The following is a 16,266-nucleotide window of genomic DNA, read 5'->3' as shown; positions in this document are numbered from 1 at the left end:
GTGTAAGTTTAGATTGACACTCTGACCAAAGGAGACCTAATTTCGAGGGAGGGCCTGGAGGAATCGATATCCCATGACGACCGACACCATGACCGTGCTGGACAGCTCGCAGCTCTATACACCAGAAGAACGCGCTCGGCGTGATGCGACGGTCTGGACCTTGGTTCAAGGCGTCCTTGCCCCGGTTCAGTTCCTGGTATTTCTGGTCTCTCTGGCGCTGGTGATCCGCTATCTTGTGTCGGGCCTGGGGTATGAGGCCGCGACGGTTTCGATCATCCTGAAGACCGCCATTCTGCTGACGATCATGGTGACCGGGGCGATCTGGGAAAAGGTTGTGTTCGGCCAATGGCTGTTCGCCCCTGCCTTCTTCTGGGAAGATGTCGTGTCCTTCCTCGTGATCGCTCTGCATCTCACCTACGTCTGGGCGCTGCTCAACGGTTGGCCCACGGCGACACAAATGTCGATCGCCCTGGCGGCCTATGCCGCCTACGTCATCAACGCAGCGCAGTTCCTGTGGAAGCTGCGCCAGGCAAGACTGGGGGCCACGGCATGAACACCCCCGCCGGCATCCCCTCGGGCACCTGCCGCGACACCCCCGTTCTGAAAGAGCGTGGCCAGCGAGAGGTTTTCTGCGGCCTCACCGGCATCATCTGGTTGCATCGTAAGATGCAGGACGCCTTCTTCCTTGTGATTGGCTCGCGCACCTGCGCCCACCTTCTGCAATCGGCCGCCGGCGTGATGATCTTTGCCGAACCGCGCTTCGGCACTGCGATCCTTGAGGAAACCGATCTTGCCGGCATGGCTGACGCCCATGAAGAGCTGGACCGCGAAGTCGCCCGTCTTCTGTCGCGTCGACCCGACATCAAGCAGCTGTTTCTCGTCGGGTCCTGCCCGTCCGAGGTTATCAAGCTGGATCTCACCCGCGCCGCCGAACGCCTCACCGTTGAACATGCCCCCCACGTCCGGGTGCTGAACTACTCCGGCTCCGGCATCGAGACGACGTTCACCCAAGGCGAAGACGCATGCCTGGCCTCCATGGTCCCCGTCCTGCCTTCCATCGATCAGCGCGAGTTGATGCTTGTAGGTGCACTGCCGGATGTGGTGGAGGATCAGGCCGTTTCCCTGTTGACGCAAATGGGCATCGGCCCGATCCGCGTCCTGCCTGCGCCGCGCGCGTCGGACACCCCCGGCGTCGGCCCCAACACCGTCTTTGCCTGCCTCCAGCCGTTCCTTGGTGACACCGCCGCCGCCCTGACGCGGCGCGGCGCCACGATGATCAGCGCGCCTTTCCCCTTTGGCGAAGAAGGCACGACCCTTTGGCTGCGCGCCATCGCTGATGAATTTGGCGTCGATGATGAGACGTTTGACCGCGTCACCGCAGCCCCCCGCGCCCGGGCCCGCAAGGCCATCGCCAATGCCTCCGCCGCGCTGCAAGGCAAGACGATCTTCTTCATGCCCGACAGTCAGCTGGAAATTCCCCTGGCTCGCTTCCTCACCCGTGAATGTGGCATGGAAGCGATCGAGGTGGGCCAGCCCTTCATCCACAAGGGCCTCGTCGGTCCCGACCTCGACCTTATGCCTGCAGGCCCCACGATCTCCGAAGGCCAGGACGTCGACAAGCAACTCGACCGCGTCCGTGCCGCGCGCCCGGACCTCACCGTTTGCGGCCTCGGCCTCGCTAACCCGCTGGAGGCAGAAGGCCTCACCACGAAATGGGCCATCGAACTGGTCTTCACGCCGGTGCATTTCTACGAGCAGGCAGGCGACCTCGCAGGTCTCTTCTCCCGCCCCATCCGCCGCCGTGCCCTCCTGAAGCTGGAGGCCGCCGAATGAAGTTGCACCCGGAATGGCCAATGGGCGCGAACGCGCGTTTCTGCGAAACACGCTGCCTCGCGCGCGGCATCTTCCTTCGGAAGAGCCGTTCATGAAGCTCACCGTCTGGACATATGAGGGCCCGCCCCACGTCGGCGCCATGCGCGTCGCGACCGCTATGCGCGGCCTGCACTACGTCCTGCACGCCCCCCAGGGCGACACCTATGCGGACCTGCTGTTCACCATGATCGAGCGGCGCGACCACCGCCCCCCCGTCACCTACACGACCTTCGAAGGCCGTGACCTGGGTGAGGATACCGCCGGCATCTTCAAGCAAACCTGCCAGGACGCCTATGACCGCTTCAAGCCGCAAGCGATCATCGTCGGCGCGTCCTGCACCGCCGAGCTGATCCAGGACGACCCCGGGGGCCTGGCCGAGACGATGGACATCCCCGTCCCGGTCATCCCGCTGGAACTGCCCTCTTACCAGCGTAAGGAAAACTTCGGCTCGGACGAGACGTTCTACCAGATAGTAAAAGCCCTCGCCCGCCCGATGGACCGTACGCCCGAGGTCACGGTCAATATCCTCGGCCCCCTCGCCCTGGGCTTCCGCCACCGCGACGACATCGAAGAAATCAAAGGCCTCCTCTACGAGATGGGGATCGGCGTGAACGTCGTGGCGCCCTTCGACGCCACACCCATGGACATCACGCAGCTGGGCGCCGCCCACGCCAATATCCTGATGTACCCCGAACATGCAGAAACCGCCGCCCGCCACCTGGAACGCACCTGTGGCCAGCCCTACACCAAGACCGTACCCATCGGCGTCGCCGCCACGCACGAATTCATCGCGGAAGTGGCTCAAATCTGTGGTGTAGAGCCTCGCAAAGACCTCTCCCGCCTGCGCCAGCCTTGGTGGTCCAAGTCCGTCGATAGCACCTATTTGACCGGCAAGCGCGTGTTCCTGTTTGGTGACGCGACGCACGTGAAGGCCGCCGCCCGCATCGCCCGCGATGAGATGGGGTTCGAGGTCGTGGGGCTGGGTTGCTACAATCGCGAATTCGCCCGCTCCATCCGGGATCTTGCGAAAGATTTTGGCGTCACCCCTCTGATCACCGACGACTATCTGGAGGTCGAAAAGGCCATCGAGGATGCCTCGCCCGAGATGATCCTCGGCACCCAGATGGAACGTCACATCGGCAAGCGCCTTGGCATCCCCTGCGCCGTGATCTCTGCGCCGGTCCACGTGCAGGATTTTCCGGCGCGCTACTCCCCCCAGATGGGCTGGGAAGGCGCGAACGTCATTTTCGATACCTGGATCCACCCGCTGGTGATGGGACTTGAAGAGCACCTGCTGGCGATGTTTCGGGAGGATTTCGAGTTTCATGATGAGGCCGGGCCAAGCCACCACGGCGGGCACGCGCCGAAACCCTCGGAAAATGGGGGGCCAGCCCCCCAGACCGCGGTTACACATGGGGGGCCAGCCCCCCAGACCCCCCGGGATATTTCCGGAACGGGGAACGAGGAGGTCGCGTCTCAGGCTCAGACGGAGGCTCAATCCTCAGGCTCGGATGTCATGGTCTGGCTCGCCGATGCAGAGCGGGAGTTGAAGAAGATTCCGTTCTTCGTGCGCGGCAAGGCGCGGCGGAATACCGAGAAGTTCGCGACGGAGCAGGGCCTGCAAGAGATCTCGCTTGATACCCTTTATGAGGCCAAGGCCCATTATGCGCGGTGATGGTGATCATATCCCGGGCTACCGGTTCGTCATCATCACGATGGACAACCACGTCGCGGGCCCCGCTGCCCGTGTGTCTGAACGACTGACGAGGGAATTCCCCGGCCTCAACATCTCCATCCACGCCGCCGCCGAATGGGGCGAGAACGCGCAAGCGCTGGAAGAGGCGAAGCTGGCCGTAAAGCACGGCGATATCATCGTCTCGAACCTGTTGTTTATTGACGAGCACATCACCGCTATCCGCCCCGCGCTGGAGGCCCGCCGCGAGGGCTGTGACGCGATGGTCAACATTATCTCGGCCAAGGAGGTCGTCGCCCTTACCAAGATGGGTGACCTGGATATGTCCAAGCCCACCTCGGGCGCGATGAAGCTGATGAAGAAGCTGCGCGGCTCCAAGGAGCCGTCGGTCAATTCCGGCGAAAAGCAGATGAAGATGCTGCGCCGCTTGCCGAAGATCCTGAAGTTCCTTCCCGGCAAGGCCCAGGACCTGCGCGCCTGGTTCCTGACGATGCAATACTGGCTGGGTGGCTCCGACGATAACGTGGAGCAGATGATCCGTTTCCTCATCGGCACCTACGCCCACGATGCCGCCCTCAAGGGCGCCAAAGCCGCCGCACCCATCGATTACCCGGAAGTCGGTCTTTATCACCCCGATCTACCCGGACACCACATCACCACCGATGTCGCGGATCTGCCAAACCCAACCAATCCGGTTGCGACGGTCGGCCTTTTGATGATGCGCTCTTACGTGCTGGCCTCTGACGCCGCGCATTATGATGGCGTCATCCGCGCCATGCAGGCGCGTAACATCGCCGTCATTCCCGCCTTTGCCGGCGGCCTCGATGGCCGTCCTGCGATAAGTGCCTACTTCACCGACGACCGCATCGACGCGCTGGTCTCTCTGACCGGTTTCAGCCTGGTCGGCGGCCCCGCCTATAACGATAGTGAGGCGGCGGTGACGACGCTGATGGACCTCGACGTGCCCTATATCGCGGCCCACCCGATCGAGTTTCAGACCCTCGGCCAATGGGCCGAAAGTGCCGGAGGGCTCGGCCCGGTCGAAACCACGATCCTTGTGGCCCTGCCCGAGATCGACGGTGCCACCAACCCCACCGTTTTTGGCGGTCGTCACGGCCCCGACGGGTGCCACGGCTGTTCGCTGAATTGCCGCCGCTCCTCGGACACAAAGGCCATGGCACCTTGCCTTGAGCGGATCGAAAGCCTGACCGAGAAGACGCTGCGCATGGCCACCCTGCGGCGCAAGGCCAATGCGGACAAGAAGGTATCGGTGGTGCTTTTCGGCTTCCCGCCCAATGCGGGCGCCGTCGGCACGGCAGCTTACCTCAGTGTCTTCGAGAGCCTGCACAACACGCTGCACAAGATGAAAGAGGACGGCTACGATATCACGCCGCCCGCCACCGTCGACGACCTGCGCCACGCGATCCTGCACGGCAACGCCAAGCAATACGGTCAGCAAGCCAACGTCGCGGCCCACGTCGATGCCGACACCATCGTGCGCAACACGCCCCAGTTGGCCGCGATCGAGGCCGTCTGGGGCCCCGCGCCCGGAAAGATCCAATCCGACGGCAACGGCGTCTTCATCTTGGGCGCGCAGTTCGGCAACGTCTTCGTCGGCGTGCAGCCCACCTTCGGCTATGAAGGCGACCCGATGCGCCTTCTCTTCGAGCATGGCTTCGCCCCGACCCATGCCTTCGTGCAGTTCTACATGTGGCTGCGCAACACGTTCCAATCCGATGTCATCCTGCATTTCGGCATGCATGGCGCGTTGGAGTTCATGCCCGGCAAGCAAAGCGGCATGGGCGCACACGACTGGCCCGACCGCCTGATCGGTGAGGTGCCGAACGTCTACCTCTATGCCTCCAACAACCCGTCCGAGGCGACGCTGGCCAAACGCCGCTCTGGCGCCGTGACGATCACCCACCTGACCCCGCCGCTGGCGGCAAGCGGCCTCTACAAAGGCCTGTCGGACCTGAAGGACAGCCTCACCCGCTGGCGCGCCATGGCCCCCGATGCCCATGAGCGGGCCGAGATGGCCGCGCTGATCACCACCCAGGCCGAGGCCGTGGATCTCACCGATACGGACCCAGACACCCTTTGGTTGACGCTTCTTGAAACCGAAGATGCGCTGATCCCCGATGGCCTCCACGTCGTCGGGCGCGGCATGTCCGAATCCGAACTCCAGGAACACATGCGCGTCATCGACGTGACAGACACCGAGAAGCGCGCCGAGATCGAATACCTCCTGCGTCAGCAGACCGAACTGACCGGCTTGATGCGCGCGCTTTCCGCCCATTACATCGAACCCGTGCCCGGTGGCGACCTTATCCGGTCCCCCGAAGTCCTGCCGACGGGCCGCAATATCCATGCCTTTGACCCCTACCGCATGCCCACTGCCTTTGCCCTGCAAGACGGCGCGCGCCAGGCCGACAAGCTGATCGAGGCGGCCGAGGGCTTCCCCCACTCCATAGCCCTGGTGCTTTGGGGCTCGGACAACATCAAATCCGACGGCGGGCCGATTTCCCAAGCCCTCGCGCTGATGGGCGCAAAACCCCGGTTTGACAGCTATGGCCGCCTCTGCGGTGCGGAACTGATCCCGCTGGAAACGCTGGGGCGGCCGCGCATCGACGTGGTGATGACGCTCTCGGGTATCTTCCGCGATCTCCTGCCGCTGCAAACCCGGATGCTGGCCGAGGCCGCGTATAAGGCCGCCACTGCCGACGAGCCGTCCGAGCATAACTTCGTCCGGGCCCACGCCCTCGATTATGCCGAGAAGATGGGCGTTCCGATGGAAGAAGCTGCCCTGCGCGTCTTCTCCAATGCCGAAGGGGCCTATGGGTCCAACGTCAACGCGCTGGTCGATAGCGGCGCCTGGGATGATGAGGATGAGCTGGCAGACGCCTACCAGGCGCGCAAATCCTTCGCCTATGGGGTGGACGGTAAGGCGCACAAGAACGCGGGCATGCTGCAAAGCGCCCTGAAGGACGTGGATCTGGCCTACCAGAACCTTGAATCGGTCGAACTGGGCGTCACGACTGTCGACCACTACTTCGACACGTTGGGCGGTATTTCCCGCGCCGTGAAGCGCGCCAAGGGCGGCGTTGAGACGCCCGTGTTCATCGGCGACCAGACCCGTGGCGATGGCAAGGTGCGCACCCTGCAAGATCAGGTCGCGCTGGAAACACGCTCCCGCTCGCTCAATCCCAAGTGGTTCGAAGGGCTGCTCAAGCACGGCCACGAGGGCGTGCGTCAGATCGAGGCGCAAGTGACCAACACGCTGGGGTGGTCCGCCACCACGGGCCAGGTCGACCCTTGGGTCTATCAGCGCCTGTCTGAAACTTTCGTGCTTGATGACGACATGCGCCGCCGCTTGGCGGAACTGAACCCCCAAGCTTCTGCACGGATGGCGAACCGTCTGCTGGAAGCGCACGAACGGAATTACTGGCACCCCGATGAGGCTACGCTCGCCGCACTTCAGGCCGGTGCAGATGAACTCGAGGATACCCTCGAGGGCCTCAACGTGGCTGCGGAATAGGAGAACGACGATGCTGGATGACAAGAACCCCCCCGCCGCGCGCGCCGCGATGCGCGAAGCCGCAGGGCTGGAGGCGCGCGGCCTCAAATCCCCGCCGATCCTGCGCGGTCAGGACGGCGAAGGATCGTTGCAGGTGCATCAGTCCGACGACATGAAGATTGAAGGCGCGAAGGTGTTCGCCGTCTACGGCAAGGGCGGGATCGGCAAATCGACGACCTCGTCGAACCTCTCCGCCGCGTTCTCCAAGCTTGGCAAGAAGGTCCTGCAAATCGGCTGTGATCCCAAGCACGACAGCACCTTCACGCTGACGGGCATGCTCCAGCCCACGGTGATCGACATCCTCAAGAGCGTTGATTTCCACGCCGAGGAACTGCGGCCCGAGGATTTCGTCACACAAGGCTACAACGGCGTGCAGTGCATCGAGGCCGGTGGCCCGCCCGCTGGCACCGGCTGCGGCGGCTATGTGGTCGGCCAAACGGTCAAACTGCTGAAACAGCACCACCTTCTGGAAGACACAGATGTCGTTCTCTTCGACGTGCTGGGCGATGTCGTCTGCGGTGGCTTTGCCGCGCCGCTGCAACACGCCGACCGCGCGCTGATCGTAACGGCCAATGACTTCGACAGCATCTACGCGATGAACCGCATCATCGCCGCCGTGCAAGCCAAGTCCAAGAACTACAACGTGCGCCTCGCCGGTTGCGTCGCCAACCGCTCCAAGGACACGGACGAGGTGGACCGCTACTGCGACGTGGTGGGCTTCAAGCGCATCGGCCATATGCCCGACGTGGACGCCATCCGCCGCTCGCGCCTCAAGAAGAAGACGCTCTTCGAAATGCCCGATGAAGAAGACATCGTGCAGTGCCGCGCCGAATATATCCGCCTGGCCGAAACGCTCTATGCGGGCACCGACCCGCTGGCCCCCGCGCCGCTCGAAGACCGCGATATCTTTGAATTGCTGGGGTTCGATTGAATGGTGGGCACCCCCACATATGACGCCACCCGCAACCGGGTAGAGGCCTATTTCGACCGCACCGCGACCAAGACGTGGGAGCGGTTGACCTCCGACGCGCCGGTATCAAGCGTGCGCGCGACCGTGCGCGCGGGCCGCGACCGGATGCGCGACGTGATGTTGGGGGCCCTGCCCGATGATCTGACGGGTCGCCGCGTGCTGGATGCCGGCTGCGGCACCGGAGCGATGAGTGAGATCCTCGCCGCACGGGGCGCAGAGGTCGTGGCCATCGACATCTCGCCTCAGTTGATCGACATCGCGCGCAAGCGGATGCCCGAGGATTTGGCGCACCGTGTGACGTTCCTGTCGGGCGATATGCTGGCCGATGATCTGGGCCAATTCGATCACGTCATGGCGATGGATTCGATGATCTACTACACCGCGCCCGATCTGGGCCGCGCGCTGGCGGGCCTGTCGGGGCGTTGCCCCCACATCGTCTTCACCGTCGCCCCCCGCACGCCCTTCCTGATGGCGTTCTTTACCTTGGGCAAATTGTTCCCCCGCAGCGACCGCTCGCCGGTGATGATCCCCCATGCGCAAAAACGTATTTCTGAGGAAATAAATAAAAATCAATGTCTTAGTACCCTGCTCAAGCTTGAGCAGGTCACATCGGGCTTCTATATCTCCGCTTGTATGGAGGTGCGCGCGTGAGCCTTCTCAAGCGCATATCCATCCGCTATCTGCCCTTCGCAGATGCAGCCAGCCCGGATCTCCCCCTCGGCCAACTGCTGCGCCTGTCCCTCTTCCAGGTCTCCGTCGGCATGGCCGCCGTCCTGCTTCTGGGCACCCTGAACCGCGTGATGATCGTGGAGCTTCAGGTCCCCGCGTTTCTCGTGGCCTGCATGGTCGCGCTGCCCGTCCTGATCGCGCCGTTCCGGGCGCTTCTGGGCTTCAAGTCCGACACCTACAAATCCGCAATCGGCTGGAAGCGTATCCCCTACCTGTGGTTCGGCACCCTCTGGCAATTCGGCGGCCTCGCCATCATGCCCGCCTGCCTTCTGGTCCTGGGCGGGGAAGTCACGCAGGTCCGCTACGACATTCCTTTCGCCGGTGAGATCCTGGCCGCGCTGGCCTTCGTGATGACCGGTGTCGGCATGCACATGACCCAGACCGCAGGCCTCGCGCTGGCCGCCGACCGCGCCACCGATGAAACACGCCCCCGCGTCGTGGCGCTTCTTTACGTCATGTTCCTTGTCGGCATGGGCGTCAGCGCCGTTGTGATTGGCTGGTTCCTGTACGAGTTCACCCCGCTGGAGCTGATCCAGGTCATCCAGACCTGCGCCGTGCTGACCGTTGTGCTGAACGTGACCGCGCTTTGGAAGCAGGAACGCATCAAGCCAATGACCAAGCAACAGCGCGCGGAAGCCAGCCCGACCTTCAAAGAGGCCTGGGTCGACTACGCAAGCGGTGGCACCGCGGGCCGCCTGCTGGTTGTCGTCTTCCTGGGCACCATGGCGTTCAACATGCAAGACGTCCTGCTAGAGCCCTATGGCGGCGAAATCCTCGGGCTGTCCGTTTCTGCCACCACGCTGCTGACGGCGACGTGGGCGGCAGGCGCGCTGGTGGGGTTTGCGATGGCCGCCAAGTGGCTGGCGGGCGGGATGGACCCGATGCGCATGGGCGCGCGGGGCCTTCTGGCGGGCGTCATCGCATTTTGCGCCGTGATCTTCTCGAACCCGCTTGGATCAAGCGAGCTGTTCTTCGTCGGCGCTTGCCTGATCGGTTTCGGTGGCGGGCTTTTCTCGATCTCGACCCTCACGGCAGCCATGACCATGCCGACCAGCAACAAGGCAGGCCGCGGGCTTGCCCTGGGCGCTTGGGGTGCCGCGCAAGCGACGGCGGCCGGCCTTTCCATCGCGATCGGCGGTGCTGTCCGCGATGGCGTCAATCACCTCGCCACGTCTGGACAACTTGGCGATGCTTTGGGGAACGCGGCGACGGGGTATTCCGTCGTCTATCACCTCGAAGTCTTTCTGATCTTCGCGACGCTTGTGGCCCTTGGGCCGCTGGTGCGCACACCAACACGGATGACCACCACCACTTCGGATGGGGGGGCGAAGCTCGGCCTCGCCGACCTCCCTACCTAAAAGGACCCAAAAGATGGAAAATGCATTCTTCGGGAATTTCGACCTCGCCAGCTTGTCGATCTGGCTGTTCTGGATCTTCTTCGCGCTGCTGATCTATTATCTGCAAACCGAGAACATGCGCGAAGGCTATCCGCTGGAGAACGACGACGGCACCGCCGCGCCGAACCAGGGCCCGTTCCCGGTGCCTGATCCCAAGACCTTCCTGATGCCCCATGGTCGCGCCGATGTGACCGTGCCCTCCGCCGAAAACGAAGAGGCGCACTATCGCCACGATCTGGATGACGTGATGGAGGCGGGTGCCGTCTCTCATGGCTTTCCCTACGATCCCAAGGGTGACCCGATGCTGGCTGGCATCGGCTCTGGTGCCTGGACCCCGCGCCGGGATGAGCCCGAGCTTGATGGCCACGGCCACGTGAAGATCGAGCCGATGAAGAAGCGCGAAGACATGCACGTCAGCGCGGGCAAGAACCCCCTTGGCATGACCGTGGTGGCGGGCGATGGCGAGGAAGTCGGCACCATTTCCGACATGTGGATCGACGTGCCCGAGCAGCTGGTCCGCTACCTTGAGATCACGCTCGACGCAGACCACGGCGGCGGCACGCGGCTGGTGCCGATCCACTTCTGCCAGATCTGGCGGCGCGTCACGATCAACGCGATCCACGGCAAGCATTTTGCGGGCGTTCCCACGACCAAGTCCGACGCGCAGATCACCAAGCTCGAGGAAGAGAAGATCTCGGCCTACTACGGCGCAGGCATTCTTTATGCCGACGACAAGCGCGCCGAGCCGCTGCTTTAAGACCAAACACCTGCCCCTAGACCAGGCAGGCGACGCACTTTGAGAGGAGAAACGACCGATGTCGCATGACCACGACGACTTCCAGACCGAGCCGGTCCGTGGGCTGCCCGCGCACCTGCCGGAGGGTGAAGAAATCCTTTGGCAGGGGCAGCCTTCCTGGTGGGCCCTGGCGCAGGAATCCCTCTCGCTGTGGTGGGTCGCGGGGTACTTCGTGTTCCTCTTCGCCTGGCGCACCATCGGCGGCGCCGCCACGGAAACGTGGCTGGCCTCGGCCACAACGGCGTCGTTCTTCCTCGTCCTTGGCCTGATCGTCTGCGCCTTGCTGGTTTTGGTATCCCTGATCCAGGCAAAGGCGACGGTCTACACGATCACCAACAGGCGTGTCGCCATGCGCATTGGCGCCGCGCTGACCATGACCCTGAACCTGCCCTTCAAGCAGGTTCTCAACGCAGAGCTTTCCCTGCGCAAGTCCGGCCACGGAAACATCTCGCTAGAGATGAACCCCGAGGGCGGCATGGGCTTCAGCTATGTCCTGACCTGGCCCCATGTGCGCCCGTGGAAGCTGAAGCACCCGCAACCTGCCCTGCGCTGCATCCCCGATGCCAAGGCGGTTGCAGCAATCCTGGCCGACGCAGCCCAGACCGCTGTGTCCCAGCCTGACATCCAGATCACCCGCGCGCCTGGAATGGCCGCACAACCCGCGGAATGAAGGAGGAGAACGACCAATGACCCTCACCCCCGCCAAGGCTCGCATCTACAACCGCACCCCTGCGGAAGAGAAGCTGGTTGAACGAGACAAGGAGATGGTGCCCGTCGTCCTGGTGCGCGCCATGTTCATCCTGTGCGTTTGCGTGCTGATCATCGTCAGCTACGCGCGCCTCACAGACCGTCCCCTCAGCGCGACGGCCCCTACCGTTGAAGAGGTGCCAATCGTCACCGAACGCCTCGTGCGCATCTACGGAGAGCTCAACGGCTCTGCCCGCGTGCTGGATGTTGATGGCAACGTCATCGCCACCTTCGCCCAGGATGAGGGCGGCTTTATCGCCGGCGTCTCCCGTGTGTTGGAGCGCGAGCGTGGCGCCGTCGGTGCGATGGCCTCAGACCCCATCCGCGTCGTCCGATTTGCCGATGGCCGCATCGGCCTGCGCGATGATCTTACCGATTTCCGGGCCGAACTTGTGGGCTTTGGCGCAGACAATGAAGCGGCGTTCGCACGCCTGCTGGAGGAATAAACCATGGGACTTTTGACACGCGATTTCGAAATGGCGCCTTGCGAGGTTGAGGTCAGCCACTGCTTCGACAGCCTGCACGCCCACGTAAAGTTTTTGAACGGTGCAACCATCAACCCCGGCGACGAGGTGCAAGTGCAGGGCGAGCCGGTGATGGCCCCCTACGGTGAGGTCGTGCGCGAAGAACGCATGGCCCGCATCACTCGTGCGTCGAAGCTGGAGCAACTCTGGACCCGGATGACGGGTGATTTCGAGTTCATGGAGCTGTGCGAATTCTCGTTCTCGGACGAGGTGGCAGTGACCGAGGAAACAGCGCTGGGAACGCCTCAAGTAGCTCCCCTCGCGGTAGGCAATAAGGAGATTTCGGCATGAAAGATACGAACCTGAGCCATTCCGCCGATGCCTCCACCGTGGAAGAGGCGCTGGCCGCCGACAACCAGGGTGTCGTTGACAGTGAATCCGCAACCGCCGTGGCCCTTCAGAACACGCTTCTGACACCGCGTTTTTACACCACCGATTTCGACGCGATGGACTCGATCAACGTCGATGGAATCCGCGAGGAATGGGATACGCTCATCAACCAGATGAAGGCCGACCCCAACAAGGGTCACTTCAAGAAGAACGAGGATTGGGACCACGTCGATTGGGACGGAATGGAGCCCAAGCTGCGGGCCGAATTCATCGATTTCCTGATCTCGTCGTGCACCGCCGAATTCTCGGGCTGCGTGCTCTACAAGGAGATGAAGCGCCGCGGCAACAACAAGGACATCGTGGAGCTGTTCCAGCTGATGGCCCGCGATGAGGCGCGTCATGCGGGGTTCATCAATGATGCCCTGCGCGAGGCAGGCATTGCCGTGAACCTTGGTTTCCTGACCCAGAACAAGAAGTACACCTACTTCCGGCCCAAGTTCATCTACTATGCGACGTATCTGAGTGAGAAGATCGGCTACGCCCGCTACATCACCATCTATCGCCATCTTGAAGCGAACCCGGAATACCGCTTCCACCCGATCTTCAAGTGGTTCCGGGAATGGTGCAACGATGAGTTCAGCCACGGCGAAGCCTTCGCGCTTCTGATGAAGACCGATCCGAAGCTGACCAGCACGTGGTACAACAAGCTGTGGATCAAGTTCTTCCTCACGGCCTTCTGCGCCACGATGTACATTCGTGACCACCAGCGGCCCGCCTTCCACGCGGCCTTGGGCATTGATCCCGATGAATACGCCCATGAGGTGTTCCGCAAGACGTTCGAGATCTCCAAGCAGGTCTACCCGCTGATGCTCGATATCGATCATCCGCGCTGGCAGCACACGCTTGAGGCCTTGCAGCGCGCCAATCTGGACCTGGCGGAGGCGGAAGCCAACGGCAAGTTCTTCAAGAAGATCGGCGCGAAAGCGCGGGCGGGCATGGCGTTCGCCAGCCTCTACCTGATCCCGGCCAAAACGCATGAAGTGAACCGCGTCACCCGTCTGGAGCCCGCCTACTGATGCTCAGTTCACCCTGGATCGCGGCCCTTGTGGCCCTGTTTGTCTGGTGGTCCTCCACCGGGGCGATCCTGTTTGCTGTGCGCCGGGCGGATCAAGGCGGCGCACATGCCCGCCTTTGGGCCTGCCTCATGACCCTGCCGTTCCTTGTTTTGGGCGCGGCGGGGTTTGTCGATACCCTTGGTACGTCGACAATCGCAGGCATCTACGTCGCGTTTCTTTCGGCCCTTGCCCTTTGGGGGTGGATCGAGCTGACGTTCCTGACCGGCACCATCACCGGGCCCGTTACCTCGCATTCCGTTCCCAACGTTTCGGAAGGGGAGCGCTTTATTCGCGCCTGGGGCACTGTCGCCTACCACGAGATGCTTTTGGCCGCCGTCATGGTCGCCATGGTGATCCTATCGTGGGGCGCGGCCAACCAATTCGGAATGTGGACCTTTGCGATCCTTCTGGTCGCCCGCGTCAGTGCCAAGCTGAACCTCTACCTCGGTGTGCGAAAGGTGAATGTCGAATTCATCCCCGAACCGCTGTCCCATCTTCCCAGCCACTTCCGCACCGCGCGGATGAATTGGCTGTTTCCGTTGTCGATCACCGGTCTTTCGTTCGCCAGTGCCTGCTGGCTGGAACGTCTTTGGACCGCTGACACCCAAGCCGACATGGTCGGCTTTGCCCTGCTTAGCGCCTTTACGGCGCTCGCCCTGTTGGAGCACTGGTTCATGGTGCTCCCTCTGCCCGATGAAAAACTATGGCGTTGGATGCTGCCAGAGCGGCCCCAACCGACCCAAGCGACAAGACTAAGCGAGGAAGTCCAATGAACTTTGACCAGATGTTCCAAACCCAGCTCGATGCACTGAAGGAAGAGGGCAACTACCGTGTCTTCGCAGAGCTGGAGCGCGCCTGCGGTGACTTCCCCCGCGTGAAAAGCCATAGCAACGGCAGCCCCGATGAAGTGACGGTCTGGTGTTCCAACGACTACCTTGGCATGGGCAACAACCCTACCGTTATGAAGGCGATGATGGACACGGTCGCGGCCTGCGGCACCGGCGCGGGGGGCACGCGCAACATCTCGGGCAATGCGCATCATCACAAGCTATTAGAGGCGGAACTCGCTGACCTTCACGGCAAGGATGCGGCGCTTTTGTTCACCTCGGGCTATGTGTCGAACTGGGCGTCGCTGTCCACGCTTGGATCCCGTCTGCCCAATGCGGTTATCCTGTCCGACAGCCTGAACCACGCGTCGATGATCGAAGGCATTCGCCACGCGAAGTGCGCCAAGGTGATCTGGAAGCACAACGATCCCGACGACCTCGACCGCAAACTGGCCGCCCTACCCGCCAATGCGACCCCCATCGTGGCGTTTGAATCCGTCTATTCGATGGATGGTGACATCGCCCCTATCGCCGAAATCCTCGACGTCTGCGAAAAGCACGGCGCCATGAGCTACATCGACGAGGTCCACGCCGTTGGCATGTACGGCCCGCGCGGCGGTGGCGTGGCCGAGCGCGAAGGCCTGATGGACCGCATCACGTTGATCGAAGGCACGCTTGGCAAGGCCTATGGCTGCGTCGGCGGCTATATCACCGGTTCCCACGCGCTGATCGACTTCATCCGGTCCTTCGCGTCTGGCTTCATCTTCACCACGGCATTGCCGCCTGCTGTTGCCGCTGCGGCCACCGCCTCGGTCAAGCATCTGAAAGAATCGCAGTGGGAGCGCGCGATGCAAAAGCGCCAGGTTGCCCGCCTGCGTGCCCGCCTCGATGCCGAGGGCATCCCCCACGAACACAATGCGTCCCACATCATCCCCGTGATGGTGAAAGACCCGGTGAAGTGCAAAATGCTGTCGGATATCCTGATGGATCAGTTCGGCATCTACGTGCAGCCGATCAATTACCCCACCGTGCCGAAGGGAACCGAGCGTCTGCGCTTCACCCCCGGCCCACTGCATAGTGATGAGGATATCGAATATCTCGTCATGGCTCTGAAAACCCTATGGAAGCAGTGCGCAATTGCGCATGCTGTCGCCTAAGGCCTGAAAAACTCGCAAAAAGGTGTGGACGAACCCACTGAAATATTAGGTATACATGGGTGAGCAATTTTGAGGAGACTACTATGCAGCGACTAACTGTTCTCGCCACGGCGGCAACACTCCTTGCGACCCCGGTTCTGGCTGACGGCCATATCACCGGCGACGCAGAAGCCGGCGAGCGTGCGTTTCGCCAGTGTATTTCCTGCCACGTGGTTGTGGACGCCGAGGGTGAGACCCTTGCCGGTCGTAACGCGCGCACGGGCCCCAACCTTTGGGGTATTGACGGGCGCATGATCGGTTCCGTCGAGGATTTCCGTTACTCTCCCGGCCTGACGGCCTTGATGGAAGCTGAAATGGTCTGGGACGAAGCGTCCTTCGCCGACTATGTCCAGGACCCAACCGGCTATATTCGGGAAGCAGCTGAAGACGACAGCCTGCGCGGCGCGATGAGTTTCCGCGTGCGCTCGGAAGAGGATGCGCTGAACCTTTATGCCTACCTTGCGTCCCTGGGCGGCCCCGAAGCAGAGTAATCGGC

At 62.5% G+C, this 16,266-nt stretch carries 14 protein-coding genes and 1 pseudogene; all 15 read left to right on the top strand.

Going from position 1 to position 16,266, the window contains the following annotated elements; genetic code table 11:
* Window positions 1-73 precede the first annotated feature (73 nt).
* The 15 genes and pseudogenes from bchF to KUL25_RS15895 all read left to right on the top strand — a co-directional run bounded on the left by bchF (window position 74) and on the right by KUL25_RS15895 (window position 16,261).
* On the top strand, window positions 74-553 hold the full coding sequence (bchF, locus tag KUL25_RS15965; RefSeq protein ID WP_257893828.1) for a 2-vinyl bacteriochlorophyllide hydratase: 480 nt from the start codon (window positions 74-76) through the stop codon (window positions 551-553).
* Window positions 550-1,833, top strand: coding sequence for a ferredoxin:protochlorophyllide reductase (ATP-dependent) subunit N (locus KUL25_RS15960; protein ID WP_257893827.1), 1,284 nt, complete (start codon window positions 550-552; stop codon window positions 1,831-1,833). The genes bchF and KUL25_RS15960 overlap by 4 nt, the downstream gene beginning before the upstream one ends.
* A 91-nt stretch (window positions 1,834-1,924) precedes the next feature.
* Window positions 1,925-3,547 (top strand): ferredoxin:protochlorophyllide reductase (ATP-dependent) subunit B, encoded by a 1,623-nt coding sequence (gene bchB, locus KUL25_RS15955; protein WP_257893826.1) that lies wholly within the window; start codon window positions 1,925-1,927, stop codon window positions 3,545-3,547.
* Complete coding sequence (locus KUL25_RS15950; protein WP_257893825.1) at window positions 3,537-7,100, top strand: magnesium chelatase subunit H; 3,564 nt, start codon at window positions 3,537-3,539, stop codon at window positions 7,098-7,100. Before bchB ends, KUL25_RS15950 begins: the two co-directional genes overlap by 11 nt.
* A gap of 49 nt (window positions 7,101-7,149) precedes the next feature.
* Entirely contained in the window at window positions 7,150-8,070 is a 921-nt protein-coding gene (gene bchL / locus KUL25_RS15945) for a ferredoxin:protochlorophyllide reductase (ATP-dependent) iron-sulfur ATP-binding protein (protein ID WP_257894880.1), read from the top strand.
* Window positions 8,071-8,760, top strand: coding sequence for a magnesium protoporphyrin IX methyltransferase (gene bchM, locus KUL25_RS15940; protein WP_257893824.1), 690 nt, complete (start codon window positions 8,071-8,073; stop codon window positions 8,758-8,760).
* The gene (locus KUL25_RS15935; RefSeq protein ID WP_257893823.1) at window positions 8,757-10,196 is read left to right on the top strand and encodes a PucC family protein; all 1,440 of its coding nucleotides are present in this window, start codon (window positions 8,757-8,759) and stop codon (window positions 10,194-10,196) included. The genes bchM and KUL25_RS15935 overlap by 4 nt, the downstream gene beginning before the upstream one ends.
* A gap of 13 nt (window positions 10,197-10,209) precedes the next feature.
* On the top strand, window positions 10,210-10,992 hold the full coding sequence (gene puhA / locus KUL25_RS15930) for a photosynthetic reaction center subunit H (RefSeq protein WP_257893822.1): 783 nt from the start codon (window positions 10,210-10,212) through the stop codon (window positions 10,990-10,992).
* Window positions 10,993-11,050: 58 nt separating this feature from the next.
* The gene (gene puhB, locus KUL25_RS15925) at window positions 11,051-11,701 is read left to right on the top strand and encodes a photosynthetic complex putative assembly protein PuhB (protein WP_068361743.1); all 651 of its coding nucleotides are present in this window, start codon (window positions 11,051-11,053) and stop codon (window positions 11,699-11,701) included.
* 16 nt (window positions 11,702-11,717) lie between these two features.
* A complete protein-coding gene (puhC, locus tag KUL25_RS15920; protein ID WP_082916693.1) occupies window positions 11,718-12,224 on the top strand; it encodes a photosynthetic complex assembly protein PuhC in 507 nt (168 codons plus the stop codon).
* A 3-nt stretch (window positions 12,225-12,227) separates the two neighbouring features.
* Window positions 12,228-12,521: pseudogene (locus tag KUL25_RS15915) on the top strand (hypothetical protein); the annotation flags it as partial.
* A 68-nt stretch (window positions 12,522-12,589) separates the two neighbouring features.
* Complete coding sequence (acsF, locus tag KUL25_RS15910) at window positions 12,590-13,708, top strand: magnesium-protoporphyrin IX monomethyl ester (oxidative) cyclase (RefSeq protein WP_257893821.1); 1,119 nt, start codon at window positions 12,590-12,592, stop codon at window positions 13,706-13,708.
* A complete protein-coding gene (gene puhE, locus KUL25_RS15905; protein WP_257893820.1) occupies window positions 13,708-14,520 on the top strand; it encodes a putative photosynthetic complex assembly protein PuhE in 813 nt (270 codons plus the stop codon). Before acsF ends, puhE begins: the two co-directional genes overlap by 1 nt.
* A complete protein-coding gene (gene hemA / locus KUL25_RS15900) occupies window positions 14,517-15,731 on the top strand; it encodes a 5-aminolevulinate synthase (RefSeq protein ID WP_257893819.1) in 1,215 nt (404 codons plus the stop codon). Before puhE ends, hemA begins: the two co-directional genes overlap by 4 nt.
* An 83-nt stretch (window positions 15,732-15,814) precedes the next feature.
* Window positions 15,815-16,261: a c-type cytochrome gene (locus tag KUL25_RS15895; RefSeq protein ID WP_257893818.1), complete on the top strand. Its 447-nt coding sequence runs from the start codon at window positions 15,815-15,817 to the stop codon at window positions 16,259-16,261.
* Window positions 16,262-16,266 lie beyond the last annotated feature (5 nt).

It is taken from the genome of Gymnodinialimonas phycosphaerae (assembly GCF_019195455.1).
GTDB lineage: Bacteria > Pseudomonadota > Alphaproteobacteria > Rhodobacterales > Rhodobacteraceae > Gymnodinialimonas > Gymnodinialimonas phycosphaerae.
The sequence above is the reverse complement of the archived record's forward strand: the minus strand, read 5'-3'. Positions and strand labels throughout refer to the sequence as shown.